Below are 24103 nucleotides of genomic sequence, written 5' to 3'. Positions count from 1 at the left end.
GGATATTCAGGAGAAAACGTGCCATTAATCCGTAACTTGTGCTGGGCCACGCTGCTGGTGGCGGGCGCCTCGACCGCTGCGCCTGTCCGTTTGCAGGTGGAAGGGTTGACCGGCGCGCTACAAAAAAACGTCCGCGCTCAGCTTTCCACGATTCAGACGGATGAGGTCACGCCGGACCGCCGCTTTCGCGCGCGCGTCGATGACGCCATCCGCAACGGGCTGAAAGCGCTGGGCTACTACGAACCGACCATTGATTTCGAACTGCGCGAACCGCCGCCGGGCGGGCGTCGCCAGGTGTTGCTGGCGCGGGTTAACGCGGGCAAACCGGTGCTTATCGCCGGAACGAATGTGATTCTGCGCGGCGGCGCGCGCGACGATAAAGAGTATCTGGCGCTGCTGAAAAAGCGTCCCGCCATCGGCACAGTGCTGAACCATAACGACTACGACAGTTTCAAAAAAGGGCTGACCAGCCTGGCGCTGCGTCGGGGCTATTTCGACAGCGAATATAAAAAGAGCCAGCTTGGCGTTTCGGTGGAGCGTCGCGAGGCGTTCTGGGATATCGATTACGATAGCGGGCAGCGCTACCGCTTCGGCGATGTCACCTTCAGCGGCTCGCAGATCCGCGAAGAGTATCTGCAAAACCTGGTGCCGTTTAAAAAGGGCGATTATTACCAGTCAAGCGACGTAGCAGAGCTGAGCCGCCGTTTATCCGCCACCGGCTGGTTTAACTCGGTCGTCGTGGCGCCGGAATTTGAAAAATCCCGTAAGACCAAAGTGCTGCCGCTGCGGGGCGTGGTCTCGCCGCGCATTAAAAATACCGTCGAAGTGGGCGCGGGGTACTCCACTGACGTCGGTCCGCGTCTCAAAGCGAACTGGCGCAAACCGTGGATCAACTCTTACGGCCACAGTCTTACCACCTCGACCAGTATCTCCGCGCCGGAACAGCAGCTTGATTTCAGCTATAAAATGCCGCTGCTGAAGAACCCGCTGGAGCAATATTATCTGGTGCAGGGCGGCTTTAAGCGCACCGATCTCAACGACACCGAAGCAGATTCCACCACGCTTGCCGTCTCCCGCTACTGGGATCTCTCAAGCGGCTGGCAGCGCGCCATTAACCTGCGCTGGAGTCTGGATCACTTTACCCAGGCCAACGTCACCCATACCACGATGCTGCTCTATCCGGGCGTGATGCTAAGCCGCACTCGCTCACGCGGCGGCCTGATGCCGACGTGGGGCGATTCACAGCGCTATTCCATTGACTACTCTGACTCCGCCTGGGGCTCTGACGTCGATTTCGTCGTCCTGCAGGCGCAAAACGTCTGGATACGCACGCTCTATGACAAACATCGCTTTGTGGCGCGCGGCAACCTCGGCTGGATAGAAACCAACGACTTTGAGCGCGTGCCGCCGGACCTGCGCTTTTTCGCGGGCGGCGACCGCAGCATCCGCGGTTATAAATATAAATCTATCTCTCCTAAAGATGACGACGGCAAGCTGACCGGCGCCTCGAAGCTCGCTACCGGCTCGCTGGAATACCAGTACAACGTGACCGGCAAATGGTGGGGCGCGGTGTTTGTCGATTCCGGTGAAGCCGTCAACGACATCAAGCAAAGCAATTTCAAAACCGGCGCGGGCGTCGGGGTGCGCTGGCAGTCGCCGGTCGGGCCCATCAAGGTCGATTTCGCAGTGCCCGTTGGCGACAAAGAGGAGCATGGTTTGCAGTTTTACATCGGTCTGGGGCCTGAATTATGAGTCGTATGAAAAAAATCAGCCTCGCCGTTCTGGCCGTTGTCGTGCTGCTTATCGCAACCGTTGGCTTTCTGGTGGGCACCACGACAGGTTTACATCTGGTTTTTAACGCCGCTAATCGCTGGGTGCCGGGGCTCGATATCGGGCGCGTCACCGGCGGCTGGCGCGACCTGACTATCACCTCGCTGCGCTACCAGCAGCCGGGCGTGGACGTTAACGCCGGCGAAATCCATCTTTCCGTGAAGCTCGCCTGCCTGCGCGACAGCAGCCTGTGCGTGAATGATTTCTCGCTGAAAGATATCAACGTGGTCGTCGATACCAAAAAAATGCCGCCAGCGGCGAAAGTGGAAGAAGAAGAGAGCGGGCCGCTTGATCTCTCCACGCCGTACCCGATTACGCTGAGCCGGGCGGCGCTGCATAACGTCAATATCAAAATCGACGATACGCTGGTGTCGGTGATGGATTTCAGCTCGGGCCTCGCCTGGGAGAGCCGCAATCTGACGCTCAAACCGACCTCGTTACAGGGGCTGCTCATCGCGCTGCCCAAAGCGGCGGATGTGGCGCAGGAGGAGGTGATCGAGCCGAAGGTGAATAACCCGCAGCCGCAGGAGAAACCGCTCGGCGAGACGCTGCGTGAGCTATTCGCTAAACCTGTGCTGCCGGAGATGACGGATGTTCATCTGCCGCTCAACCTGACAGTGGAAAATTTTCACGGCGAACAGCTGCGCCTGACTGGCGACACCGATATTACGGTCAGCAATCTGCTGGTGAAAATCAGCAGCGTGGATGGCGTCACGAAGCTCGACACGCTGGATATCGATTCGAATCAGGGCACGGTTAACGCCACCGGCAGCGCGGAGCTGCGCAACAACTGGCCGGTCGATATTACGCTTAACAGCACGCTGAACGTGGAGCCGCTCAAGGGCGAGAAAGTGAAGCTCAAAGTGGGCGGCGCACTGCGCGACCAGCTGGAGTTCGGCGTCAATCTTTCCGGCCCGGTGGATGTGGTGCTGCGCGGGCAGACGAAACTTGCCGAAGCGGGCTTGCCGCTCAATCTGGATATTACCAGCGAGCAGCTCTACTGGCCGCTCACTGGCCCGAAACAGTATCAGGCTGACGATCTTAAACTGAAGCTTTCCGGCAAAATGACCGATTACGCACTGTCGTTCCGTACCGCCGTGAAAGGCGATCAGCTGCCGCCTGCCACCATTACGCTTGACGGCAAAGGCAACGAACAGCAGATCAACATCGATAAGCTGGACGTCGCGGCGCTGCAGGGCCACACCACGCTGACCGCGCTGCTCGACTGGCAGCAGGCCATCAGCTGGCGCGGCGAACTGGCGCTGAAAGGCATTAACACCGCCAAACAGTACCCGGAGTGGCCGTCGAAGCTTGACGGGCTGATGAAGCTGCGCGGCAGCCTCTATGGCGGCACCTGGCAGCTTGACGTGCCGGAGCTGAAGCTTGCGGGCAACGTTAAGCAGAATAAGGTGAAGGTCGACGGGCAGCTTAAGGGCAACAGCTATCTTCAGTGGACCATCCCCGGCCTGCATCTGGAATTAGGGCGCAATAAAGCGGACGTGAAGGGCGAGCTGGGCGTTAAAGACTTGGCGCTGGACGCCACGATTGACGCGCCGGCGCTGGATAACGCGCTGCCGGGGCTCGGCGGCACAGCGAAAGGGCTGGTGAAAATTCGCGGTAACGTCGAGGCACCGGAACTTAACGCCGATGTCACCGCGCGCAACCTGCGCTGGCAGGAGCTCTCCGTCGCGCAGGTGCGCCTGCTTGGCGATGTGAAATCCACCGATCAGATCGGCGGCTCGCTGGATCTGCGCGTTGAGCGTCTGGTGCAGGGCGATATCAACCTGCGGCTGATTACGCTCGCCGCCAAAGGCAATGAAAAGTCACATCAGATGGCGCTGCGCGTGCAGGGCGAGCCGGTCTCCGGGCAGCTCGACCTGCGCGGCAGCTTTGACCGTCAGGCGATGCGCTGGCGCGGCGAGATTGATAATACGCGTTTCGCCACGCCAGTCGGCCCATGGGCGCTAAGCCGCGCGCTGACGCTCGACTATCGCGGGCAGGAGCAGAAAATCGCCATCGGCCCGCACTGCTGGCGTAACCCGAACGCCGAGCTCTGCGTTCCGCAAACCATCGATGCGGGCGCGACCGGCCGGGCGCAGGTGAATCTCAACCGTTTCGATCTGGCCATGATCAAACCGTTTATGCCGGAAGAGACGCAGGCGAGCGGGCTTTTCACCGGTAAAGCGGATGTCAGCTGGGATACCACAAAAGAAGGGCTGCCGCAGGGACAGGTGCAGCTCGCCGGGCGCGGGGTTCGCGTGACGCAACTGGTGAACGGCAATCCGCTGCTGGTGGCGTTCGACACGCTGAACCTGAACGCGGAGTTGCGTAATAACCGTGCGCGGCTCAACTGGCTGATTCGTCTCGCTAATAATGGCCAGTTCGACGGTGATATTCAGGTGGCGGACCCACAGGAGCGCCGCAATCTTTCCGGGAATATCAATATCCGTAATTTCTCGCTCGCTATCGCCAACCCGGTCTTTTCGCGCGGCGAGAAAGCGGCGGGTATTCTGAGCGCGAACCTGCGGCTCGGCGGCGATGCACGCCAGCCGCAACTGTTCGGCCAGATGCAGCTTAACGGTGTGGATATCGAGGGTAACTTTATGCCGTTCGATATGCAGCCAAGCCAGCTTGCCATGAACTTCAATGGCATGAGTTCGACGCTGCAGGGCGTGGTGCGCACGAAGCAGGGCGAAATCGCGCTGAACGGTAACGCCGACTGGAGCCAGATCGATAACTGGCGCGCCCGAGTGGCGGCGCGCGGCAGCCGCGTGCGGATCACCGTGCCACCGATGGTGCGCCTGGACGTTTCGCCGGATGTGGTGCTGGAGGCGACGCCAAGCCTGATTACGCTTGATGGCCGCGTGGATGTGCCGTGGGCGCGCATCGTGGTGCACGATCTGCCGGAAAGCGCGGTGGGCGTCTCCAGTGATGAAGTTCTGCTCGATGAAAATCTGAAACCGGAAGAGGAGCAGCACGCTTCCATTCCGATCAATAGTAATCTCATCGTTCACGTTGGGAACAACGTGCGGATAGATGCTTTTGGGCTGAAGGCGCGTCTGACCGGCGATCTGAAAGTCGCGCAGGATAAACAGGGGCTGGGCCTGAACGGGCAGATTAATATTCCCGAAGGGCGCTTCCACGCTTACGGCCAGGATCTGCTGGTGCGTAAGGGTGAGCTGCTGTTCTCCGGTCCGCCGGACCGGCCACTCCTGAATATCGAGGCGATCCGTAACCCTGACGCCACCGAAAACGATGTGATCGCTGGCGTGCGCGTAACTGGCGAAACCGACGAGCCGAAGGTGGAAGTCTTCTCCGACCCGGCAATGTCGCAGCAGGAGGCGCTCTCTTATCTCCTGCGCGGGCAGGGGCTTGAGAGCGGGCAGAGCGACAGCGACGCCATGACGTCTATGCTGATTGGCCTGGGGGTTGCACAAAGTGGTCAGGTTGTGGGTAAAATCGGCGAGACGTTTGGCGTAAGCAATCTGGCGCTGGACACCGAAGGGGTGGGCGATTCCTCCCAGGTGGTGGTCAGCGGCTATGTACTGCCGGGTCTCCAGGTGAAATACGGCGTGGGCATTTTTGACTCGCTGGCGACGCTCACGCTAAGGTATCGCCTGATGCCTAAGCTATATCTGGAAGCGGTGTCTGGCGTAGATCAGGCACTTGATGTGCTCTATCAGTTTGAGTTTTAGCAATGCGAATATTTGTCTACGGCAGTTTACGACGCAAACAAGGCAACAGCCACTGGATGACCAACGCCCAGTGGCTGGGCGATTATGACATCGAAAACTACCAGCTCTTCAGTCTGGGGCATTACCCTGGGGCAGTGCCAGGCGAAGGCTCGGTAGTCGGCGAAGTGTATCGCATCGATGCCACAACGCTTGCGGAGCTGGATGCGTTGCGCACCGCGCGCGGTGAATATAAACGCCAGCTTATCCAGACGCCGTACGGCAGCGCCTGGATGTATGTTTACCAACGACCAACTGAAGGGCTGACCCGCATCGAAAGCGGCAACTGGCTCGACAGGTAAAATCGTTCTTCCTCGAAAACCACGCTTCGGCGTGGTTTTTTAATGGGCGACGTTATACGCACGGGCTTTTACCCCTGCCGTAAATCTGCGCTGTCATAAAACTGCCATAAAAGTTTTAGCGTGACTAATTAGCTACTTAACTGCTGCTACCATTTTCACGCATCTGTTTCCCATAAAGCTCGTATTTTGCAGGCCGATAGATCCGAAGCGTCCCTTTCGGGCGTGCCTACACCATGGGAAACAGAGTATGAAATTAAACCACCTGACAATCGGGCAACGACTCGGTCTGCTGGCGGCGTTACTGCTTGTCGCGGTGCTGTTTATCGGCATTCGTGGCCTGACTATCAACGCCGACGGGCTTGAGCAAAACAACAACATTATGGCCACGGAAAAGGTGATAGCAGAGAGCATCGACACCGCGCGGAACGCGCAGGTGCAGTTCAAAATCCAGGTACAGGAGTGGAAAAACACCCTGCTGCGCGGCACGCAGGGGCAAGCGGCGTTTGATAAATACAAAGCCGCGTTTGTCGATCAGAGTGACAAAACCCAGGCGCTGTTAAACCGCCTTGCCACACTTCTGCCGCAGCTTGGCATGAGCGTGGACGAGGTGCATCAGACCATCGCGCTGCATGAGGGGCTGGAAAAGAGCTATCTGGCGGCGATTGCGCAATACAATATCGCCGACCCGACGAGCGCCCAGCATGTCGATAAGCTGGTGAGCGGTATCGACCGCGAGCCGACGCGGATGATTGATGACGTCGTCGCGAAAACGCTGAAGCAGGCGGATGCGCTGACCCGTCAGACCGAGGCGCGCAACCTGGCGCAGTATCAGCAGACCCGCACGATGCTGCTTATTACGATGGCGCTGACGCTTATCGCGAGCATTCTGATCACCTTCTGGCTGGTGCGCAGCATCACGCGCCCGCTGGCGCAGGCCGTGATTATTGCACGTAACGTTGCCGCCGGTGATTTGCAGACGGCGATCACTGTCAGCGGCCGCGATGAGACCGCTGAGCTGATGAGCGCGCTTCAGGAGATGAACGGTAACCTCACCCGCATCGTCTCTGGCGTGCGCAACGGCACCGAAACCATCGCCACTGCGTCGACCCAAATTGCCACCGGCAGCCGTGAGCTCTCGGCGCGCAACGAAGCGCAGGCGAGCGCGCTGGAAGAGACCGCGGCGTCGATGGAAGAGCTGACGTCGGTGGTGAAAAACAACGCTGAGAACTCGCGCTTTGCGAGCGATATCGCGCGCGATGCCTGCCAGGTGGCCGGGCAGGGTGGCGAAGTGGTTGAGCGCGTGGTGCAGACCATGAGCGAAATCCACCAGTTCTCTACCGAAATCAGCAACATTATCAGCGTTATCGACGGTATTGCCTTTCAGACCAATATTCTGGCGCTCAACGCGGCGGTCGAAGCGGCGCGCGCAGGCGCGGAAGGACGCGGATTTGCGGTGGTGGCGGCAGAAGTGCGCGCGCTGGCGCAGCGTTCCAGCTCGGCGGCGCAGGATATCCGTAACCTGATTGACCGCTCCGTGAGCCGTATCGACGAGGGCAACAGCCTGGTGAAAGGCGCAGGCAGCGCGATGGAAGATATCCTGAAAAGCGTGCAGCGCGTGAGCGAGCTGGTCGAGACGATTTCGATGGCGAACCGCGAGCAGAGCACCGGTATTGACCAGGTGAATATTGCCGTGACGCAGATGGATGCCTCGACGCAGCAGAACGCCGCGCTGTCGCAGGAGTCCGCCGCGGCGGCCCAGTCGATGCAGTATCAGGCCGAGAAGCTGCTGGATTCCGTCAGCGTCTTCCGTCTGGCGGCGCACCGGGACGAAGCGCTGGCGTAACGCCCATAAAAAAACACCGCCTTCGGGCGGTGTTTTTTCATTCGCGGCGAATTACTTCTTCGCGCGTTCGAAAGAGGCGCGGATCTCTTCTTTAGCGGCTTCGGCGTTATCCCAGCCTTCCACTTTGACCCACTTGCCTTTTTCCAGATCTTTGTAGTGTTCAAAGAAGTGGGTGATCTGCGCTTTCAGCAGTTCCGGCAGATCGTTCACGTCTTTGATGTGATCGTATTCTTTAGAGAGTTTAGTGTGCGGTACCGCAACCAGTTTGGCGTCTTCGCCAGACTCGTCGGTCATTTTCAGTACGCCAACCGGACGGCAGCGGATCACAGAGCCCGGCTGCAGCGGGTACGGCGTCGGGACCAGCACGTCAACCGGGTCGCCGTCCAGAGACAGGGTGTGGTTGATGTAGCCGTAGTTGCACGGGTAGAACATCGCGGTGGACATAAAACGGTCAACGAACAGCGCGCCGCTCTCTTTGTCCACTTCGTATTTGATAGGATCAGCGTTAGCCGGAATTTCAATAATAACGTAGATGTCTTCCGGCAGATCTTTGCCCGCAGGTACGTTCAGTAAGCTCATGTCTGTTTCCTTAAAAATGTATGGCAAACAAGTGCCAGGTATTATAGCCAACTGCAATGGAAAGTCGTGGACTCTTTTGTTTCACCAGTGAGCCTGCTGCACCTTTCAGCGTTTTCCCATGACACGTTCATCCATAAAGCCAGCTGCATCCTCAATAAATTACTGAAAACGTTTACATTACGCGCCCGGAGACCGTTTTTACGCTAAAAATTTTTGGCCGATGCCGCGCTGGCGCTTGCCGCGCCGTATCCCGGCTGGCGTTAAATCCCGCCACTTCTGAATTTTAACTTTTTCGTTACTTTTTTGAATTGTGATGTAACGCATTCAGTTACATCCACGCTTGTCTATAGTTTCGCCACAGGTGGACTCTTACCCAACAATAAACTTACGAGGATACCCTTATGTGGAAGCGCTTACTTGTTGTCACAGCAGTTTCGGCAGCCATGTCGTCTATGGCATTGGCTGCCCCGTTAACCGTGGGATTTTCTCAGGTCGGCTCTGAATCGGGCTGGCGCGCGGCGGAAACCAGCGTTGCGAAAAGCGAGGCGCAGAAGCGCGGCATTACGCTGAAAGTCGCTGATGGCCAGCAGAAGCAGGAAAACCAGATTAAAGCGGTGCGTTCGTTTATCGCCCAGGGCGTAGACGCGATTTTCATCGCGCCCGTTGTGGCGACCGGCTGGGAGCCGGTGCTGAAAGAGGCGAAAGACGCGGAGATCCCGGTGATCCTCCTCGACCGTTCGATTGATGTTAAAGACAAGTCGCTCTACATGACGACCGTTACCGCCAACAACGTGCTGGAAGGCAAGCTTATCGGCGACTGGCTGGTGAAAACCGTCGCGGGCAAGCCTTGTAACGTCGTGGAGTTGCAGGGCACCGTGGGCGCGAGCGTGGCTATCGATCGTAAGAAAGGGTTTGCCGAGGCGATTTCCAAAGCGCCGAACATCAAGATTATCCGTTCTCAGTCCGGCGACTTTACGCGCTCGAAGGGCAAAGAGGTGATGGAGAGCTTTATCAAGGCCGAGAACAACGGCAAAAACATCTGCATGGTTTACGCGCATAACGACGATATGGCGATCGGCGCCATTCAGGCCATCAAAGAGGCCGGGCTGAAGCCGGGCAAAGATATCCTGACGGGCTCCATCGACGGCGTGCCGGATATTTTCAAAGCGATGGCGGATGGCGAGGCGAACGCGAGCGTAGAGCTGACGCCGAACATGGCCGGCCCGGCGTTCGACGCGCTGGAGAAATTCAAGAAAGACGGCACGCAGCCTCCGAAGCTGACGATTACCGAGTCGGTGCTGTATCTGCCGGATACCGCCAAAGAGATGTTAGAGAAGAAGAAAACGATGGGGTATTGATTGATCGGCGTGACGGGTTTTTGAGGTGTTCTTACGGCGGCGGGTAAGCGCAGCGCACCCGCCAGCAGGTGTGAGTTTTGTAGGGCGGGTAAGCGCAGCGCACCCGCCAGCAGGTGTAAGTTTTGTAGGGCGGGTAAGCGTAGCGCACCCGCCGTGTCCAGACAGCGCACCCGCCGCGCCAACCAACATCACGCTAACCGCAACACGCCAGGCTCAGGCAACAGGAGAGTCCGACCATGAATAACGACAACCATCAGGAAATCCTGCGAACGGAAGGCCTGAGCAAAACGTTTCCCGGCGTAAAGGCGCTCGACCATGTCGATTTCAGCCTGCGGCGCGGGGAGATCATGGCACTGCTCGGGGAAAACGGGGCCGGAAAATCGACGCTGATTAAAGCGCTCACCGGCGTTTATCAGCCCGATGGCGGCACCATTTATCTCGGCGGCGAGGCCGTGCGGCCGCGCAACACCGCGCACGCGCAACAGCTTGGCATCGGCACCGTCTACCAGGAAGTTAACCTGCTGCCCAACATGTCGGTGGCGGACAACCTGTTTATTGGCCGTGAGCCGCGCCGCTTCGGCCTGCTGCGCCGTAAAGAGATGGAAAAACGCGCCACGACGCTGCTCGAATCCTACGGATTTCATCTTGACGTCCGCGAGCCGCTGAACCGCTTTTCGGTCGCGATGCAGCAAATCGTTGCTATCTGCCGCGCCATCGATCTCTCCGCGCGCGTGCTGATCCTTGATGAACCCACCGCGAGCCTCGACGCCAAAGAGGTCGAGATGCTCTTTACCCTGATGCGCCAGCTCCGCGCGCAGGGCGTCAGCCTTGTCTTCGTCACGCACTTTCTCGATCAGGTCTATGAAGTCACCGATCGCATCACGGTGTTGCGTAACGGGAAATTTGTCGGCACGCGCGACACCGCCGACCTGCCGCAAATCGAACTGGTAAAAATGATGCTGGGGCGCGAGCTTGAGAGCAACGCGCTGCAGCGCGCCGGGCGCACGCTGCTTAGCGAAAAACCGGTCGCGGCGTTTCACGATTACGGCAAGAAAGGCGTTATCGCGCCGTTTTCGCTGGAAGTGCGCCCCGGCGAAATCGTCGGCCTGGCGGGTCTGCTCGGCTCCGGGCGTACCGAAACGGCGGAAGTCATCTTCGGCATCCACCCGGCAGACAGCGGCACGGCGACCATTAAAGGCAAACCGCAAACGCTGCGCTCGCCGCAGCAGGCGTCACGGCTTGGTATCGGTTTTTGCCCTGAAGACAGGAAAACCGACGGCATCATCGGGGCCGCCTCGGTGCGCGAAAACATCATCCTGGCGCTGCAGGCCCAGCGCGGCTGGCTGCGCCCGATCCCGCGGCGTGAACAGGATGAGATCGCCGCCCGCTTTATTCGCCAGCTCGGCATCCGCACGCCGGGCCCGGAACAGCCGATTGAATTCCTCTCCGGCGGCAACCAGCAAAAAGTCCTGCTGTCGCGCTGGCTGCTGACGAAACCGCAGTTTCTGATCCTCGACGAGCCGACGCGCGGCATCGACGTCGGCGCCCATGCGGAGATCATCCGGCTTATCGAAACCCTGTGCGCCGACGGATTGGCTCTGCTGGTCATCTCGTCTGAGCTGGAAGAGCTGGTGGGCTACGCCGACCGGGTGATTATCCTGCGCGACCGCCAGCAGGTGGCGGAGATCCCGCTTGAGGATCTCTCGGTCGGCGCCATTATGAATGCCATTGCGGCATAAGGAGCTACGCGTGATGCCTCGTTCATTACCGGATACGGGCGCGCCGAAGCGGCGCTTACGCTTCCCGCCTGGCATGCCGCAAATCGCGGCGTTGATGCTGGTGTTGCTGGTCGACGGCCTGGTGGCGGACCACTTTTTCCAGATAGTGCTGCAGGACGGGCGGCTCTTCGGCAGCCCGATAGATATCCTCAACCGCGCCGCCCCCGTGGCGCTGCTGGCGATCGGCATGACGCTCGTCATCGCCACCGGCGGGATCGACCTCTCCGTCGGCGCGGTGATGGCGATTGCGGGCGCGACCGCCGCGACGCTGACCGTGGGCGGGCACAGTCTCGCCGTGGTGATACTGGCGTCGCTCGGCGTCGGCGTGCTGGCCGGGCTCTGGAACGGCATTCTTGTGGCGGTGCTTAAAATTCAGCCCTTTGTGGCGACGCTGATACTGATGGTCGCCGGGCGCGGCGTGGCGCAGCTGATTACCTCCGGGCAGATTGTCACGTTCAACTCGCCGTCGCTCGCCTGGCTTGGCAGCGGCTCGCTCTTTTTCTTCCCGACGCCGGTCATTATCGCGATCGTGACGCTGCTGGCGTTCTGGCTTTTTACCCGCAAAACCGCGCTCGGCATGTTTATTGAAGCCGTTGGTATCAATATTCGCGCGGCGAAAAACGCGGGGGTCAGCACGCGGCTTATCGTCATGCTCACCTATATGCTGAGCGGCCTGTGCGCGGCGATTGCCGGGATCATCGTCGCGGCGGATATCCGCGGCGCGGACGCTAACAACGCCGGGCTGTGGCTTGAGCTCGATGCCATTCTGGCGGTGGTGATTGGCGGCGCGTCGCTGATGGGCGGGCGCTTTAACCTGGCGCTGTCGGTCGTCGGCGCGCTGATTATTCAGGGGATGAACACCGGGATTTTGCTGTCGGGCTTTCCGCCGGAGCTGAACCAGGTGGTGAAAGCGGTGGTGGTGTTGTGCGTGCTGATTGTCCAGTCGCCGCGATTTATTGGTCTGATTAAAGGAGTGCGCCGCCATGATAAAACGTAACCTGCCGCTGACCATCACGCTCGCGGTGTTTGTGCTCGGCTATCTCTACTGCCTGACGCAATTCCCCGGTTTCGCCTCCACGCGCGTGATTTGCAATATCCTGACCGATAACGCGTTTCTCGGGATCATCGCCGTCGGTATGACGTTTGTGATCCTCTCCGGCGGCATCGATCTCTCGGTTGGCTCGGTGATCGCCTTTACCGGCGTGTTCCTCGCCAAAGCGATCGGCTTCTGGGGCATGTCGCCGCTGGTGGCGTTCCCGCTGATCCTGCTGATGGGCTGCGCGTTCGGCGCGCTGATGGGCTGGCTTATCGATGCGCTGAAAATCCCGGCGTTTATCATTACGCTCGCGGGCATGTTCTTTCTGCGCGGCGTCAGTTATCTGGTGTCTGAGGAGTCGATCCCGATTGACCACCCGATTTACGACACGCTCTCAAGCCTCGCATGGAAAATCCCCGGCGGCGGACGGCTTAGCGCAATGGGCCTTCTGATGCTGGGCGTGGTGGTGATTGGCATTTTCCTCGCGCACCGCACCCGTTTTGGCAACCAGGTGTACGCCATCGGCGGCAGCGCCACGTCCGCCAACCTGATGGGCATCTCCACCCGCAGCGTTACCGTGCGTATTTATATGCTCTCGACCGGGCTTGCCACGCTCGCGGGTATTGTTTTCTCCATTTACACCTCGGCGGGCTACGCGCTGGCGGGCGTCGGCGTTGAGCTGGACGCCATCGCCTCGGTGGTTATCGGCGGCACGCTGCTTTCCGGCGGCGTGGGTACGGTGCTCGGCACGCTGTTTGGCGTGGCGATTCAGGGGCTTATTCAGACCTATATTAACTTCGACGGCACGTTGAGCTCCTGGTGGACCAAAATCGCCATCGGGCTACTGCTGTTTATTTTTATCGCGCTGCAGCGCGGGCTCACGGTACTGTGGGAAAACCGCCAGAGCGCCGAGGTCACGCGTGTGACGCCGCGCTAACTTTTCAGTTATAAGATATTGATCTGGCTAAACTGTATAAACTTTCCCCGGTAATTGCCGATAGTTTTTTCTTCAATGGATCAAGCTATCGCGATTACCGGGACCCCACCATGTTGAGAAATCTCTCTATCCGTACCGGCCTGCTGACGCTGTTGGCGGTTATGGCCGTTTTGCTTCTGCTCGTGAGCGCCATGGGCATCTACTCACTCACCCAAAGCTCGGCATCCTTACAGCGCATTAACGCGTTGCAGGGCGAAAAAATGATGCGTCTGAACGAAGGCTATACGCTGCTGTTGCGTGCGCGCAACGAGGCAGGCCAGGCGGTGCGCCAGATGGAAATCGGCATGGTGGACGACGCGACCTCGACCGTGAAAATCATCGCGGGCGAGCTGGTGCGCGGTCAGCAACTGCTGAAAACGGTGCTCACCAGCGAGGTGGATGACGAACAGGGCGCGCTGCTGCTCGGCAAGCTTAACCAGAGCTTTAACGCGCTGAACGGGCAGGGGCTTGCGCCGATGATGGCGGCGCTCAACAAGCAGAGCCCGGATGATTACTACGATCTGCTCGGCAACGGGCTTATCCCGCTGACCCGCGCGTTTGATAACGATGTGCAGGCGTTTCAGCGCTGGGGCGAGGCGCGTGGACGTCAGGAAGTTAATGGCGTGCTGACGCAGAAACAGGTGATGCTGGCGCTGATTGGTCTGGTGGCGCTGCTAACCGCGGCGATGATGACGCTGGTCTGGCTGGCGCTTCGGCACTTGCTGCTCAAGCCGCTGGCGCAGTCCGTGGAGCAACTTGAGCATGTGGCGGCAGGCGATCTGACCCGTTCGCTGACCGCGACCAGCAATAACGAGCTGGGGCGTCTGGTAAGCGCCATCGAGGCGATGCGTTTGTCGCTCGCGCAGTCGGTGATGCGCGTGCGTGACGCCAGCGCGCAAATCGACACCGGGAGCCGCGAGCTGGCGGCGGGCAACGTCGATCTGGCGCAGCGCACCGAATCGACCGCCACCTCGCTTGAGCAGACCGCGGCGAGTATGGAGCAGATCACCGCGACGGTGAAACAGAACGCCGATAACGCCGGGATGGCGCATCAGCTGGCGAAAGCGGTCTCCGATACCGCCGATCGCGGCAGTGAAATGGTCTGTTATGTGATTGAAAAAATGCGCGACATTTCCGGCAGTTCAAACCGGATTGGCGACATTCTAAGCGTGATTGACGCCATTGCGTTCCAGACCAATATCCTCGCGCTGAACGCGGCGGTGGAAGCGGCGCGCGCGGGCGAGCAAGGGCGCGGGTTTGCGGTGGTGGCGGGTGAGGTGCGTACACTCGCGAGCCGCAGCGCCGAGGCGGCGAAGGAGATCCGCGCGCTTATCAGTAATTCGCAAAGCCAGGTGGGCGAGGGCAGCGAGCTGGCTATGCAGGCCGGTGAGACAATGGATGAGATTGCCGAAGAAGTATTGCGGATGACGAAGCTGGTGCGCGAAATCGCCGACGCGTCGCTGGAGCAGAGCCGCGGTATTGAGCAGGTGAATATCGCCGTGAGTCAGATGGACGAAACCGCCCAGCAAAACGCGGCGCTGGTGCAGCAATCCTCCGCCGCCACCCGTTCGCTGGAAGAGCAGGCGCAGCAACTGGTGGAAGCAATGGCGTCGTTCCGGTTGCAGACGGCAGGTTAAGTTTTCGCTGATAACCGGTGGGTGCGCTTCAGGCTGGTGGGTGCGCTGCGCTTACCCACCCTACAAGATGAGATGTGAGATAACGGTATGGTGGGTGCGCTGCGCTTACCCACCCTACAAATAATCGATGAGATAACCGGTTGGTGGGTGCGCTTCGCTTACCCACCCTACAAAATGTGATGGGTTTCGTAGGGCGGGTAAGCGAAGCGCACCCGCCGTTTTTGCCTCAGCCCGCCGTTTTCTTCACCCGCCAACAAAAAAGGCAGCCGTGGCTGCCTTTTTCATCACTGACAAACGCGCTTATGCGTCCGGGAATTCGCGGATAAACCGCTCGACGTCGTTCACCATCTGCTCGGTGCCGACGAAGAACGGACGGCGCTGGTGCAGGCTGTCCGGTTTAATATCGAGAATACGTTGCTTGCCGTCGCTCGCCTTGCCGCCCGCCTGCTCGGCCAGAAACGCCATCGGGTTGCACTCATACAGCAGACGCAGCTTGCCTTCCGGGTGGCTCGCGGTGCTCGGGTAGAGATAAATCCCGCCTTTCAGCAGGTTACGGTGAAAATCCGCCACCAGCGAACCAATATAGCGCGAGGTATACGGGCGCTGGGTCGCTTTATCTTCTTCCTGGCAATATTTAATGTACTTCTTCACGCCCATCGGGAATTTAATGTAATTCCCTTCGTTAATGGAGTACGTATTGCCGCTTTCCGGGAAGCGCATACGCTCCTGGCACAGACAGAACACGCCGAGCGACGGATCGTAGGTAAAGGCGTGAACGCCGCAACCGGTGGTATACACCAGCATCGTGGAGGAGCCGTAAACCACATAACCCGCGGCGACCTGCTGGCTGCCCGGTTGCAGGAAATCTTCCATCGTGACCGGCGTACCTACCGGCGTCACGCGGCGATAAATAGAGAAAATAGTGCCGACAGAGACGTTAACGTCAATGTTTGACGAGCCATCCAGTGGATCCATCAGGACGACATACTTCGCGTGTTCGCAGCCTTCGAAAACGACAATCTCGTCTTCTTCTTCGGAGGCGATGCCCGCCACGATATCGCGTGCCTTAAGCGCGGCTTTGAGCTTTTCATTGGCGAACAGATCGAGTTTTTGTTGCGTCTCGCCCTGCACGTTTTCGACGCCGCTGGCACCCAGGATATCGACCAGACCGGCCTTATTGATATCGCGGTGGATGATCTTAGCGCCAAGCTTTATTGCCGACAGCAGCGCCGTCAGTTCCCCGGTGGCGTGAGAAAATTCGTGCTGCTTTTCAACAATAAATTCACCTAACGTTTTCATAACACTTTCCCTGCATCCTGAAGTTGAGTAAAGCGATCGCAACAATCTTAACAAACATTCAAATTGTAGCGCACAGGTGAATCGCGCCAGCAAAATGCGGATTATCCTGAAATGCGTTTATTCGCCCCGTGTCAAACAGGTAGAATGTGCGTCAGTTTTAATAAGGACTGTACCTATGCGTATTCATATACTGGGAATTTGCGGCACATTTATGGGCGGCGTGGCGATGCTGGCGCGCTCGCTGGGTCATGAAGTGACGGGGTCGGACGCGAATGTCTACCCGCCGATGAGTACCCTGCTGGAAAAGCAAGGGATTGACTTAATTCAGGGCTATGACGCCTCGCAGCTCGAACCGCGTCCGGATCTGGTGGTGATTGGCAACGCCATGACCCGCGGCAACCCGTGCGTTGAGGCGGTGCTGGAGCAGGGCATTCCTTATATGTCCGGCCCGCAATGGCTGCACGATTTCGTCCTGCGCGACCGCTGGGTCGTGGCGGTGGCCGGCACCCACGGCAAAACCACGACGGCGGGCATGGCTACCTGGATCCTGGAAGCCTGCGGCTACAAGCCCGGCTTTGTCATCGGCGGCGTGCCGGGCAATTTCGATGTCTCCGCGCGCCTTGGCGACAGCCCGTTCTTTGTGATTGAAGCCGACGAATATGACTGCGCGTTCTTTGATAAACGCTCCAAGTTTGTCCACTACGCGCCGCGCACGCTGGTGCTCAACAACCTCGAGTTCGATCACGCGGATATCTTTGACGATCTGAAAGCCATCCAGAAACAGTTCCACCACCTGGTGCGCATTGTGCCGGGGCAGGGAAAAATCATCTGGCCTGAGAATGACATCAATCTCAAGCAGGTAATGGCGATGGGCTGCTGGAGCGAGCAGGAACAGCTTGGCGAGCAGGGCCGCTGGCAGGCGAAAAAACTCACTAACGACGCTTCAAAATGGGAAGTCTGGCTGGACGGCGAATGCGTGGGCCAGGTGGAGTGGCAGCTGGTGGGCGAGCACAACATGCAGAACGGGCTGGCGGCCATCGCCGCGGCGCGTCATGTCGGCGTGACGCCTGCCGATGCCGCGCAGGCCCTCGGCTCGTTCGTGAACGCGCGTCGCCGCCTTGAGCTGCGCGGCGAAGCCAACGGCGTCACGGTGTATGACGATTTCGCGCATCACCCGACCGCTATCCTCGCCACGCTTGCCGCGCTGCGCGGCAAAGTGGGCGGTACGGCGCGCATCATCGCCGTGCTTGAGCCGCGCTCCAACACCATGAAAATGGGCGTCTGCAAAGACGATCTGGCGCCGTCGCTCGGGCGCGCCGACGAAGTGTTCCTCTTCCAGCCGCACCACATTCCGTGGCAGGTGGCGGAAGTGGCGGATGCCTGCATCCAGCCGGCGCACTGGAGTGCTGATATCGACACGCTGGTGGAGATGATTGTCAAAACCGCGCAGCCGGGCGATCACATTCTGGTGATGAGCAACGGCGGTTTCGGCGGCATTCATCAGAAACTGCTGGATGCGCTGGCGAAAAAAGCCGAAAAAGCGCAGGCGCTCTGAGCCGCTCCCGCTAATAAAAAAGCCTCCGCATGCGGAGGCTTTTTTTTAGGCCCGGCTCACTCTTTAGCGATGGGCGTCTCTTCCTGCGTCGTTTTCTTATCGCCCTGAATATCGGCGATGCGTTTTTCGACGTCAGAGACCTGCTGCGCGTTATGCAGCAGCGTGTAGGTCAGGTCAAAGCGCGTGCTTTCGCCCGGAGCGAGCTGTTTCACGCGTTTTTGTTCGCGCTCAATCGTGACCGGGTAGGCGTAGCTGGTGCCAGGCTCAATGCCGGTCACATAGCCCTGCTTCAGGGTGTCGGTGTTTTTCCACATCGTCAGCACCGGCAGTTGCTGCAGGTTAAAGCTAATCGCCGCGCCTTTATCACCCGCCTTGTTGACCACCGCGGCGACCGTCTCCTGCTTCGCATCGCCGAGCGGCGTCAGGTTAAAGACCATCTCGTCGAAGCCTTTGGTCGGCCCGCTGTAAGTGTTCCACTCTTTCAGGCCGCCTTTGGCATAGTCGTTAAAGGGGCTCACTTTTTCCAGCGGCGCGATAAAGCGCGCGCCTTCTTCCAGAATCGGCTGGCCGAAGTTACTGTGGTAGATAATCTGGTAGTCGTGCGGGTAATCCGCGTGGTTGGTCAGTACATCGTTGATGCTGAAACTGTTGCTGCCTGGCACGTAGCGCAGCTCGGTCAGGGTCTGCAAATCCGCTTTCTTGAACGTGCTCTCTTTCAGCAGGCCGCGCACTTTGATTTCATACGGCGCGTTGTCGCTCACTTCCACTTCCACGCGTGAGGCAGGCGTATTGCCCGCTTTGCCGTGCAGCGTGTAAAGCTGACCGTCAGCAGTGGTCGGGTGACCGGTCCATTCATAACCGCAACGCACCATCATCTCGTTGAAGCCTTCCAGCCAGCCCAGCCCGTTGCGGCTTTCCAGGTTGATATACGCCGGGTTAACCACTTCTTTCACTGGCGAATCCCAGCCCATGCGCACGCCAAAACCGTCGGCGCGCAGCAGGTTCATACCGCGCGTCGGGCTTAACGTAATGGTCAGGCCGTCTTTACTGGTGATGGTGATGATTTTGCTGCCTTCCTGCTTGCCGCCATGAAGCACTTTCTGCTCAATGCTGAACGGCGCGCCGGAAAGCTTCAGCTTTTGGCTGCTGATTTGCCAGTTTCCTTTCTCGACGCCCTGTTCAGCATCGGTCAGCACCCAGGTTTGCGCGCTCACCTGAGCAGAAATCAGCAGGGCAAGCGGGGTAAGCCATACGGTTTTATTCATCTTTTCTTCCTTTTAGCTGAATCGTTTTTAGCTTTGCCCGTGCAGCCTGGCGGATCGCAGGTTAAGAAAACGTGATCGTTTTCAACTGTCTAAAAAAAGCCGGTTTTTGCGAAGGTAATTGTGATTCGCATTAAATTAGAGATGAAAATGTAATCATCATTACAGTCAAAATCGTGAATGTGAGCAGCTTTAGCTTTAACGATTCAGCCAATAAAAGCGGAGTCATGTCCGGCGTTAAGAGACGCCTTAAAAGCGGTCATAAACTATCACTAAAAGGAATAGAAAAGGGGAAACAGCTCAGGCAGCGCCTGAGCCGGGAGGGATTACTGCTCGCTTTCCGCCAGTTCGCGCAGATACTGGAAAATCAGGCGTGAGGATTTCGGCGGTTTATTGCCTTCTTTCTCTTTTTTGGCGTTACGGATAAGCGAACGCAGCTGCTGGCGATCTGCCTGCGGCCACAGGTTCAGCACGTCCGGCACCGCATCGTCGCCTTCTTCGATCAGACGATCGCGCAGCTGTTCCAGCTTATGGAACAGCGCCACCTGTTGGTTATGGCGGTTTTTCAGCTTATCGAGCGCCTGGCGGATCGGTTCGTCGTCACGCTGACGCAACATTTTGCCGATAAGCTGCATCTGGCGGCGGCGGCCTTCTTTCTTAATGCGCTGCGCCAGTTCAATGGCCGCGCGCAGATCGTCGTCCAGCGGGATTTTATCCAGCGCGTTTTTACCGAGATCGACCAGTTCAGCGCCAAGGCGCTTCAGCTCTTCGGCGTCGCGTTTAATTTCACTTTTGCTGACCCAGATAATCTCATCATCGTCGTCATCGTTTTCGTTATCGGGCACTTCATCGAGCCAGTCATCGGGCTGCTTTGTCATCTCAGGCTCCTCAAAAAAAGAGGCTAATACTACCAGTTAAGGCGCGCACTGCGAAATGGTTCTCTGTTAGACTCACAAAATGTGGCTTTTCAGTTTCACCTTACATTATGGCACTCGCGATGAAAGTAATCACACAAGTTGAAGCGCAGCGCAAAGCGCTGGAACAGGCGGTTTCTCAGGCGCTGGAGCTGGCGTCCGGCAAGTCGGACGGCGCGGAAGTGGCGGTCAGCAAAACGACCGGCATCAGCGTCAGCACCCGCTACGGTGAGGTGGAGAACGTCGAGTTCAACAGCGACGGGGCGCTTGGCATCACGGTTTATCACCAGAATCGCAAAGGCAGCGCCTCGTCGACCGATTTAAGCCCGGACGCTATCGCCCGCACCGTACAGGCGGCGCTGGATATCGCCCGTTACACCTCGCCAGACCCGTGCGCGGGCGTGGCGGAAAAAGATCTGCTGGCTTTCGACGCCCCGGATCTTGATCTCTTCCATCCGGCCGAGATCGAACCGGAACAGGCTATCGACTACGCCGCGCGCGCCGAACAGGCGGCTTTAAAGGCCGATAAACGCATCACCAATACCGAAGGCGGCAGCTTTAACAGCCACTACGGCATCAAAGTGTTCGGCAACAGCCACGGCATGTTGCAGAGCTACTGCTCGACACGCCATTCGCTCTCCAGCTGCGTGATTGCCGAAGAGAACGGCGACATGGAGCGCGACTACGCCTACACCATTGGCCGCGCGCTGGGCGATCTGCAATCGCCGGAGTGGGTGGGTGAAGAGTGCGCCCGCCGCACGCTGTCGCGCCTCTCGCCGCGCAAACTGCCGACCATGAAAGCGCCGGTGATTTTTGGCCGCGAAGTGGCGACCGGGCTGTTCGGTCATCTGGTCGGCGCCATCAGCGGCGGCGCGGTGTACCGTAAATCTACGTTCCTGCTCGATTCGCTTGGCAAGCAGATCCTGCCGGAGTGGCTGACGATTGAAGAGCATCCGCATCTTCTGAAAGGCCTCGCCTCCACGCCGTTCGACAGCGAAGGGGTGGCGACCTCGCGCCGCGACATCATCAAAGACGGCGTGCTGCAACAGTGGCTGCTCACCAACTACTCTGCGCGCAAGCTGGGGCTGAAAAGCACCGGTCACGCGGGCGGCATCCACAACTGGCGCATCAAAGGCCGCGGCCTGAGCTTTGAGCAACTGCTGAAAGAGATGGGCACCGGCCTGGTCGTCACCGAGCTGATGGGCCAGGGCGTCAGCGGTATCACCGGCGATTACTCGCGCGGCGCGGCGGGCTTCTGGGTGGAAAACGGCGAAATTCAGTATCCGGTGAGTGAAATCACCATCGCCGGCAACCTGAAAGAGATGTGGCGCAATATGGTTACCATTGGTGACGATATCGAAACACGTAGCAATATTCAGTGTGGTTCAGTACTGCTGCCGGAGATGAAAATCGCCGGTGAGTAAGGCAAGGGCGCCCGTTGTGGCGCTTTTTTTTCGTCATAACAATAAAAAGGTGAGTCAATGCGTAAGCAAGCATTAGCGATGTTAGCGGTCTCCTCTCTGTTGTTCACCAGCGCCGCGGCGTGGGCGGATCTGGAAGACAACATGGACACCCTCAATGAAAACCTGAAAGTCGTGCAGAAGACCAGCGATGCGGCAGAAATGAAAACCGCGCTGACAAAAATGCGCGAGGCGGCGCTGGACGCCAAAAAAGAAACCCCGCCGAAGCTCGAAGATAAGCCTGCTGACAGCCCGGAAATGAAAGATTTCCGCCACGGTCTCGATACGCTGGTAAGCCAGATTGACGGCGCGCTTAAGCTCGTTGATGAAGGCAAAATCAAAGAGGCTCAGGCGAGCGCCGAAGAGTTCAAAACCACCCGCAACACCTACCACAAGAAGTATCGCTAAGCCCTTTTTTGTGCGGCGGTTCGCCGCCGCACGTTCCCTCTGCGCCCGGTCATAAGCCACGCTTATTCTCCGCCGCCTTTTGCGCGCGGCGTCGCAAGCCCGTTATTTTCTTTTTTCCACGCCAGACATGACCGCCAGTGACATTCATCACAGTTATTTGGTGGTTTATATCCATTCACGGCTTTTATGTGGAACAGATCACTGCCGCCACTCTCCTTTCCACTTTGAAGTGGAAAACAACTCGCTACAAACCTTTAACACCCGCCGTTAGTGTTACCTCAGCGCAACTAATCAGGTATGCAGAGTGAATAACGGAGCGGTAATGAACAACGCCAGATGTCGACACGCGGAGGATGCCGCGACGCTTGCCGGGCGGATGCTGGATGAAGTTTACGCGCTCCTTGAGCGCCACCAGATAATGCCCAACGACGTGCAGCGGCAGATGCTCAGCTCACACGTGCGGGCGATGGCGCACCGCTCGGTGACAGGCGAGCCGCTGCCCGAGGTGGAAGAGAGCCTGTTTGAGGAGATCTCCGAAGGCTCGATGGCGCTGGCGCGTGAAATTGTGGCGCAGTTCGGCAATCTGCCCGATGAAGAGGCCTGGCTGTTGTCGGTGCACTTCGAGGTGGCGAAAGAGAATCTTTAACCTTCAGGAGCGAACCATGGAACAGATTACGGTAGTGATTGGCGATCGTCTGGGCAAAGGCCAGAAAGTGGCGGCGGGCGCGGAAAAAGCGGGCGCACGCGCGGTCGTAGTGCCGGGTGTCGCGGCGGATATGAAGCTTGGCGACGTGATGAAAACCGAAGGCGCGACGTTCGGCATCTCGTTTTGCGGCAGCGGCGGCGCGGGCGCTATCACCGCACAGACTAAACATGGCTACAAGGCCAAATATGGAATGCGCTCGGTGGAAGAGGGCGTCACCGCCATCAACGAGGGCTGCAACGTGCTGGGTTTCGGCTTTATGGATAAAGAAGAGCTGGGCGAGCGGCTGGTGGAAGCCTGGAAAAAGAAATACGGCGCATAACGTATGAAAGAACAGTTCACCACCACGGTGAGAGTGAAAGGCAAAGGCGACACGCGTGCTCGCGCGTTCGCTGATGCCCTGAATCAGGTACAGGCGGCGGTGATAAAAGCCTCGCCGCACATCTTACTGCGTATAGAGCCACAGGATGTGCAGGTTGTTCATGCGCGGGAAACGGTGCGTAAAGAAGCGTTTCTGTTTTTCTTTTTGCGCCGGGAACGACGGGCTTTCAGCGTGGAGCTGGACGTGACCGTCAACGTGACCGCCATCAATCTCGATAAGGTGGATTTCGTCACGCAACACAGCTGATTGTTACTAAAAGGGCAGACCAATGTTCCTGATAATTTTAATAAAATCGCTCATCATCGGCGGCCTGGTCGGCGTCGGCGTGGGCGCCGGGGCCGCACGCATGTTCCATGCGCCCACCACGCAAGGGATGGGTGCCTTTCGTACGTTAGGAGAGCTGAACTCCTGTGAAGGCGATCCGGCTTCGCATTTCTCCTTTGGGTTAGGGTTTTTCTTCAACGCCTGGGCGTCCTCCGTCGCGGCGGGCGCGTTCACCCAGGATGTCGATCACCGCATTATTCCCAACTGGGGCGCGGCGGCGCTGATGGTGAAAAACCGCAATCTCGCCGACACCCTGCACAACCCGAAAAAAATGGCGGTTGCCTGCGGGCTTATCGGCATGGCGGTGGTGGCGTTTCTCAACACCACGGCCTCTGCCGTGCCGGAAGCGCTTCAGGTTACCGCCGTTAAAGTGCTGGTGCCTGCCGCTAACCTGCTGGTGAACACCGTGATGCCGGTGATTTTCTGGCTGGCCGCCATCGACGCCGGGAAAAGATCGGGCTTCTGGGCCACCGTCTTTGGCGGCGCGGCGCAGCTGATCATGGGCAACGCCGTGCCGGGGCTGGTGCTGGGCATTCTTATCGGCAAGGGTGTTGAAGAGAGCGGCTGGAACCGCGTTACCAAAGTCATGATGACTGCCATTGTGCTGCTGTTCGTGCTGAGCGCCTTCTTCCGCGGCTTCGACATGAAAATGATCGAATCTTTCCGTCTGACCGTGCCGGACTGGCTCAGTCTTATCCACAACTCGCTGAGCGGCAAATAAGGAGC

General features: G+C 58.5%; 21 protein-coding genes. 16 read left to right on the top strand and 5 right to left on the bottom strand.

All coding sequences use genetic code 11. The features are described from left to right. Nucleotides 1–18 precede the first annotated feature (18 nt). The 4 genes from tamA (at nucleotide 19) to ACUW6V_RS09825 (ending at nucleotide 7706) form a co-directional block, all read left to right on the top strand. Nucleotides 19–1752, top strand: a complete 1734-nt coding sequence (gene tamA, locus ACUW6V_RS09840; RefSeq protein WP_014728014.1) for an autotransporter assembly complex protein TamA — start codon at nucleotides 19–21, stop codon at nucleotides 1750–1752. After that, nucleotides 1749–5525, top strand: a complete 3777-nt coding sequence (tamB, locus tag ACUW6V_RS09835; RefSeq protein ID WP_105578119.1) for an autotransporter assembly complex protein TamB — start codon at nucleotides 1749–1751, stop codon at nucleotides 5523–5525. The genes tamA and tamB overlap by 4 nt, the downstream gene beginning before the upstream one ends. A gap of 2 nt (nucleotides 5526–5527) precedes the next feature. Continuing rightward, nucleotides 5528–5863: a gamma-glutamylcyclotransferase family protein gene (locus ACUW6V_RS09830; protein WP_004387569.1), complete on the top strand. Its 336-nt coding sequence runs from the start codon at nucleotides 5528–5530 to the stop codon at nucleotides 5861–5863. 247 nt (nucleotides 5864–6110) lie between these two features. Continuing rightward, nucleotides 6111–7706, top strand: coding sequence for a methyl-accepting chemotaxis protein (locus ACUW6V_RS09825; RefSeq protein WP_454038306.1), 1596 nt, complete (start codon nucleotides 6111–6113; stop codon nucleotides 7704–7706). 51 nt (nucleotides 7707–7757) lie between these two features. Here the strand turns inward: ACUW6V_RS09825 and ppa are convergent, their stop codons facing one another. After that, nucleotides 7758–8285: an inorganic diphosphatase gene (ppa, locus tag ACUW6V_RS09820; RefSeq protein ID WP_004388179.1), complete on the bottom strand. Its 528-nt coding sequence runs from the start codon at nucleotides 8283–8285 to the stop codon at nucleotides 7758–7760. A gap of 198 nt (nucleotides 8286–8483) precedes the next feature. After that, a complete protein-coding gene (locus ACUW6V_RS09815; RefSeq protein ID WP_007897850.1) occupies nucleotides 8484–8609 on the bottom strand; it encodes a hypothetical protein in 126 nt (41 codons plus the stop codon). A 77-nt stretch (nucleotides 8610–8686) separates the two neighbouring features. Here ACUW6V_RS09815 and ytfQ point away from each other — a divergent pair, with 77 nt between their 5' ends. The 5 genes from ytfQ to ACUW6V_RS09790 all read left to right on the top strand — a co-directional run bounded on the left by ytfQ (nucleotide 8687) and on the right by ACUW6V_RS09790 (nucleotide 15070). Beyond that, a complete protein-coding gene (gene ytfQ / locus ACUW6V_RS09810) occupies nucleotides 8687–9643 on the top strand; it encodes a galactofuranose ABC transporter, galactofuranose-binding protein YtfQ (protein WP_012123718.1) in 957 nt (318 codons plus the stop codon). Between the two features lie 236 nt (nucleotides 9644–9879). Continuing rightward, nucleotides 9880–11382: a galactofuranose ABC transporter, ATP-binding protein YtfR gene (gene ytfR, locus ACUW6V_RS09805; RefSeq protein ID WP_007897849.1), complete on the top strand. Its 1503-nt coding sequence runs from the start codon at nucleotides 9880–9882 to the stop codon at nucleotides 11380–11382. 13 nt (nucleotides 11383–11395) lie between these two features. Continuing rightward, nucleotides 11396–12418: a galactofuranose ABC transporter, ATP-binding protein YtfT gene (gene ytfT / locus ACUW6V_RS09800; protein WP_004388182.1), complete on the top strand. Its 1023-nt coding sequence runs from the start codon at nucleotides 11396–11398 to the stop codon at nucleotides 12416–12418. After that, on the top strand, nucleotides 12405–13394 hold the full coding sequence (yjfF, locus tag ACUW6V_RS09795; protein WP_032982172.1) for a galactofuranose ABC transporter, permease protein YjfF: 990 nt from the start codon (nucleotides 12405–12407) through the stop codon (nucleotides 13392–13394). Before ytfT ends, yjfF begins: the two co-directional genes overlap by 14 nt. A 110-nt stretch (nucleotides 13395–13504) precedes the next feature. Next, nucleotides 13505–15070, top strand: coding sequence for a methyl-accepting chemotaxis protein (locus ACUW6V_RS09790; protein WP_054624064.1), 1566 nt, complete (start codon nucleotides 13505–13507; stop codon nucleotides 15068–15070). Between the two features lie 300 nt (nucleotides 15071–15370). Here the strand turns inward: ACUW6V_RS09790 and fbp are convergent, their stop codons facing one another. Continuing rightward, nucleotides 15371–16369 carry a class 1 fructose-bisphosphatase gene (gene fbp, locus ACUW6V_RS09785; RefSeq protein ID WP_004385255.1) on the bottom strand — a complete coding sequence of 333 codons (999 nt, stop codon included), beginning with the start codon at nucleotides 16367–16369 and terminating at the stop codon, nucleotides 15371–15373. A 175-nt stretch (nucleotides 16370–16544) separates the two neighbouring features. Between fbp and mpl the strand changes: the two genes are divergently transcribed. After that, nucleotides 16545–17924, top strand: a complete 1380-nt coding sequence (gene mpl, locus ACUW6V_RS09780; RefSeq protein WP_038856243.1) for a UDP-N-acetylmuramate:L-alanyl-gamma-D-glutamyl-meso-diaminopimelate ligase — start codon at nucleotides 16545–16547, stop codon at nucleotides 17922–17924. Between the two features lie 56 nt (nucleotides 17925–17980). On the opposite strand, the gene ACUW6V_RS09775 is transcribed toward mpl, so the two are convergent. After that, on the bottom strand, nucleotides 17981–19189 hold the full coding sequence (locus ACUW6V_RS09775) for an aldose 1-epimerase family protein (protein ID WP_097582627.1): 1209 nt from the start codon (nucleotides 19187–19189) through the stop codon (nucleotides 17981–17983). Between the two features lie 323 nt (nucleotides 19190–19512). Further along, the gene (gene yjgA / locus ACUW6V_RS09770) at nucleotides 19513–20064 is read right to left on the bottom strand and encodes a ribosome biogenesis factor YjgA (RefSeq protein WP_004385258.1); all 552 of its coding nucleotides are present in this window, start codon (nucleotides 20062–20064) and stop codon (nucleotides 19513–19515) included. A 107-nt stretch (nucleotides 20065–20171) separates the two neighbouring features. Between yjgA and pmbA the strand changes: the two genes are divergently transcribed. The 6 genes from pmbA to ACUW6V_RS09740 all read left to right on the top strand — a co-directional run bounded on the left by pmbA (nucleotide 20172) and on the right by ACUW6V_RS09740 (nucleotide 24098). Then, on the top strand, nucleotides 20172–21524 hold the full coding sequence (gene pmbA, locus ACUW6V_RS09765) for a metalloprotease PmbA (protein ID WP_012123727.1): 1353 nt from the start codon (nucleotides 20172–20174) through the stop codon (nucleotides 21522–21524). Between the two features lie 57 nt (nucleotides 21525–21581). Next, nucleotides 21582–21968 carry a cytochrome b562 gene (gene cybC / locus ACUW6V_RS09760; RefSeq protein WP_004385260.1) on the top strand — a complete coding sequence of 129 codons (387 nt, stop codon included), beginning with the start codon at nucleotides 21582–21584 and terminating at the stop codon, nucleotides 21966–21968. Between the two features lie 304 nt (nucleotides 21969–22272). Next, entirely contained in the window at nucleotides 22273–22614 is a 342-nt protein-coding gene (locus tag ACUW6V_RS09755) for a glycine dehydrogenase (protein WP_454038305.1), read from the top strand. A gap of 16 nt (nucleotides 22615–22630) precedes the next feature. Further along, entirely contained in the window at nucleotides 22631–22993 is a 363-nt protein-coding gene (locus ACUW6V_RS09750; protein ID WP_004385262.1) for an SFCGS family glycine-rich protein, read from the top strand. Nucleotides 22994–22996: 3 nt separating this feature from the next. Continuing rightward, nucleotides 22997–23299: a DUF4312 family protein gene (locus tag ACUW6V_RS09745; RefSeq protein ID WP_097564114.1), complete on the top strand. Its 303-nt coding sequence runs from the start codon at nucleotides 22997–22999 to the stop codon at nucleotides 23297–23299. A 22-nt stretch (nucleotides 23300–23321) separates the two neighbouring features. After that, nucleotides 23322–24098 (top strand): DUF4311 domain-containing protein, encoded by a 777-nt coding sequence (locus tag ACUW6V_RS09740; protein WP_007897823.1) that lies wholly within the window; start codon nucleotides 23322–23324, stop codon nucleotides 24096–24098. Nucleotides 24099–24103: the final 5 nt, after the last annotated feature.

The organism is Cronobacter sp. 153480017-3, assembly GCF_053627815.1.
The sequence above is the reverse complement of the archived record's forward strand: the minus strand, read 5'-3'. Positions and strand labels throughout refer to the sequence as shown.

Bases quoted from the DNA above. Each gene is read 5' to 3' on its own strand.
- tamB (WP_105578119.1), top strand. From the start codon at position 1,749: ATGAGTCGTATGAAAAAAATCAGCCTCGCCGTTCTGGCCGTTGTCGTG.
- ACUW6V_RS09830 (WP_004387569.1), top strand. From the start codon at position 5,528: ATGCGAATATTTGTCTACGGCAGTTTACGACGCAAACAAGGCAACAGC.
- ACUW6V_RS09825 (WP_454038306.1), top strand. From the start codon at position 6,111: ATGAAATTAAACCACCTGACAATCGGGCAACGACTCGGTCTGCTGGCG.
- ppa (WP_004388179.1), bottom strand. From the start codon at position 8,285: ATGAGCTTACTGAACGTACCTGCGGGCAAAGATCTGCCGGAAGACATC.
- ACUW6V_RS09815 (WP_007897850.1), bottom strand. From the start codon at position 8,609: ATGCGTTACATCACAATTCAAAAAAGTAACGAAAAAGTTAAAATTCAG.
- ytfQ (WP_012123718.1), top strand. From the start codon at position 8,687: ATGTGGAAGCGCTTACTTGTTGTCACAGCAGTTTCGGCAGCCATGTCG.
- ytfR (WP_007897849.1), top strand. From the start codon at position 9,880: ATGAATAACGACAACCATCAGGAAATCCTGCGAACGGAAGGCCTGAGC.
- ytfT (WP_004388182.1), top strand. From the start codon at position 11,396: ATGCCTCGTTCATTACCGGATACGGGCGCGCCGAAGCGGCGCTTACGC.
- yjfF (WP_032982172.1), top strand. From the start codon at position 12,405: ATGATAAAACGTAACCTGCCGCTGACCATCACGCTCGCGGTGTTTGTG.
- ACUW6V_RS09790 (WP_054624064.1), top strand. From the start codon at position 13,505: ATGTTGAGAAATCTCTCTATCCGTACCGGCCTGCTGACGCTGTTGGCG.
- fbp (WP_004385255.1), bottom strand. From the start codon at position 16,369: ATGAAAACGTTAGGTGAATTTATTGTTGAAAAGCAGCACGAATTTTCT.
- mpl (WP_038856243.1), top strand. From the start codon at position 16,545: ATGCGTATTCATATACTGGGAATTTGCGGCACATTTATGGGCGGCGTG.
- ACUW6V_RS09775 (WP_097582627.1), bottom strand. From the start codon at position 19,189: ATGAATAAAACCGTATGGCTTACCCCGCTTGCCCTGCTGATTTCTGCT.
- yjgA (WP_004385258.1), bottom strand. From the start codon at position 20,064: ATGACAAAGCAGCCCGATGACTGGCTCGATGAAGTGCCCGATAACGAA.
- pmbA (WP_012123727.1), top strand. From the start codon at position 20,172: ATGGCACTCGCGATGAAAGTAATCACACAAGTTGAAGCGCAGCGCAAA.
- cybC (WP_004385260.1), top strand. From the start codon at position 21,582: ATGCGTAAGCAAGCATTAGCGATGTTAGCGGTCTCCTCTCTGTTGTTC.
- ACUW6V_RS09750 (WP_004385262.1), top strand. From the start codon at position 22,631: ATGGAACAGATTACGGTAGTGATTGGCGATCGTCTGGGCAAAGGCCAG.
- ACUW6V_RS09745 (WP_097564114.1), top strand. From the start codon at position 22,997: ATGAAAGAACAGTTCACCACCACGGTGAGAGTGAAAGGCAAAGGCGAC.
- ACUW6V_RS09740 (WP_007897823.1), top strand. From the start codon at position 23,322: ATGTTCCTGATAATTTTAATAAAATCGCTCATCATCGGCGGCCTGGTC.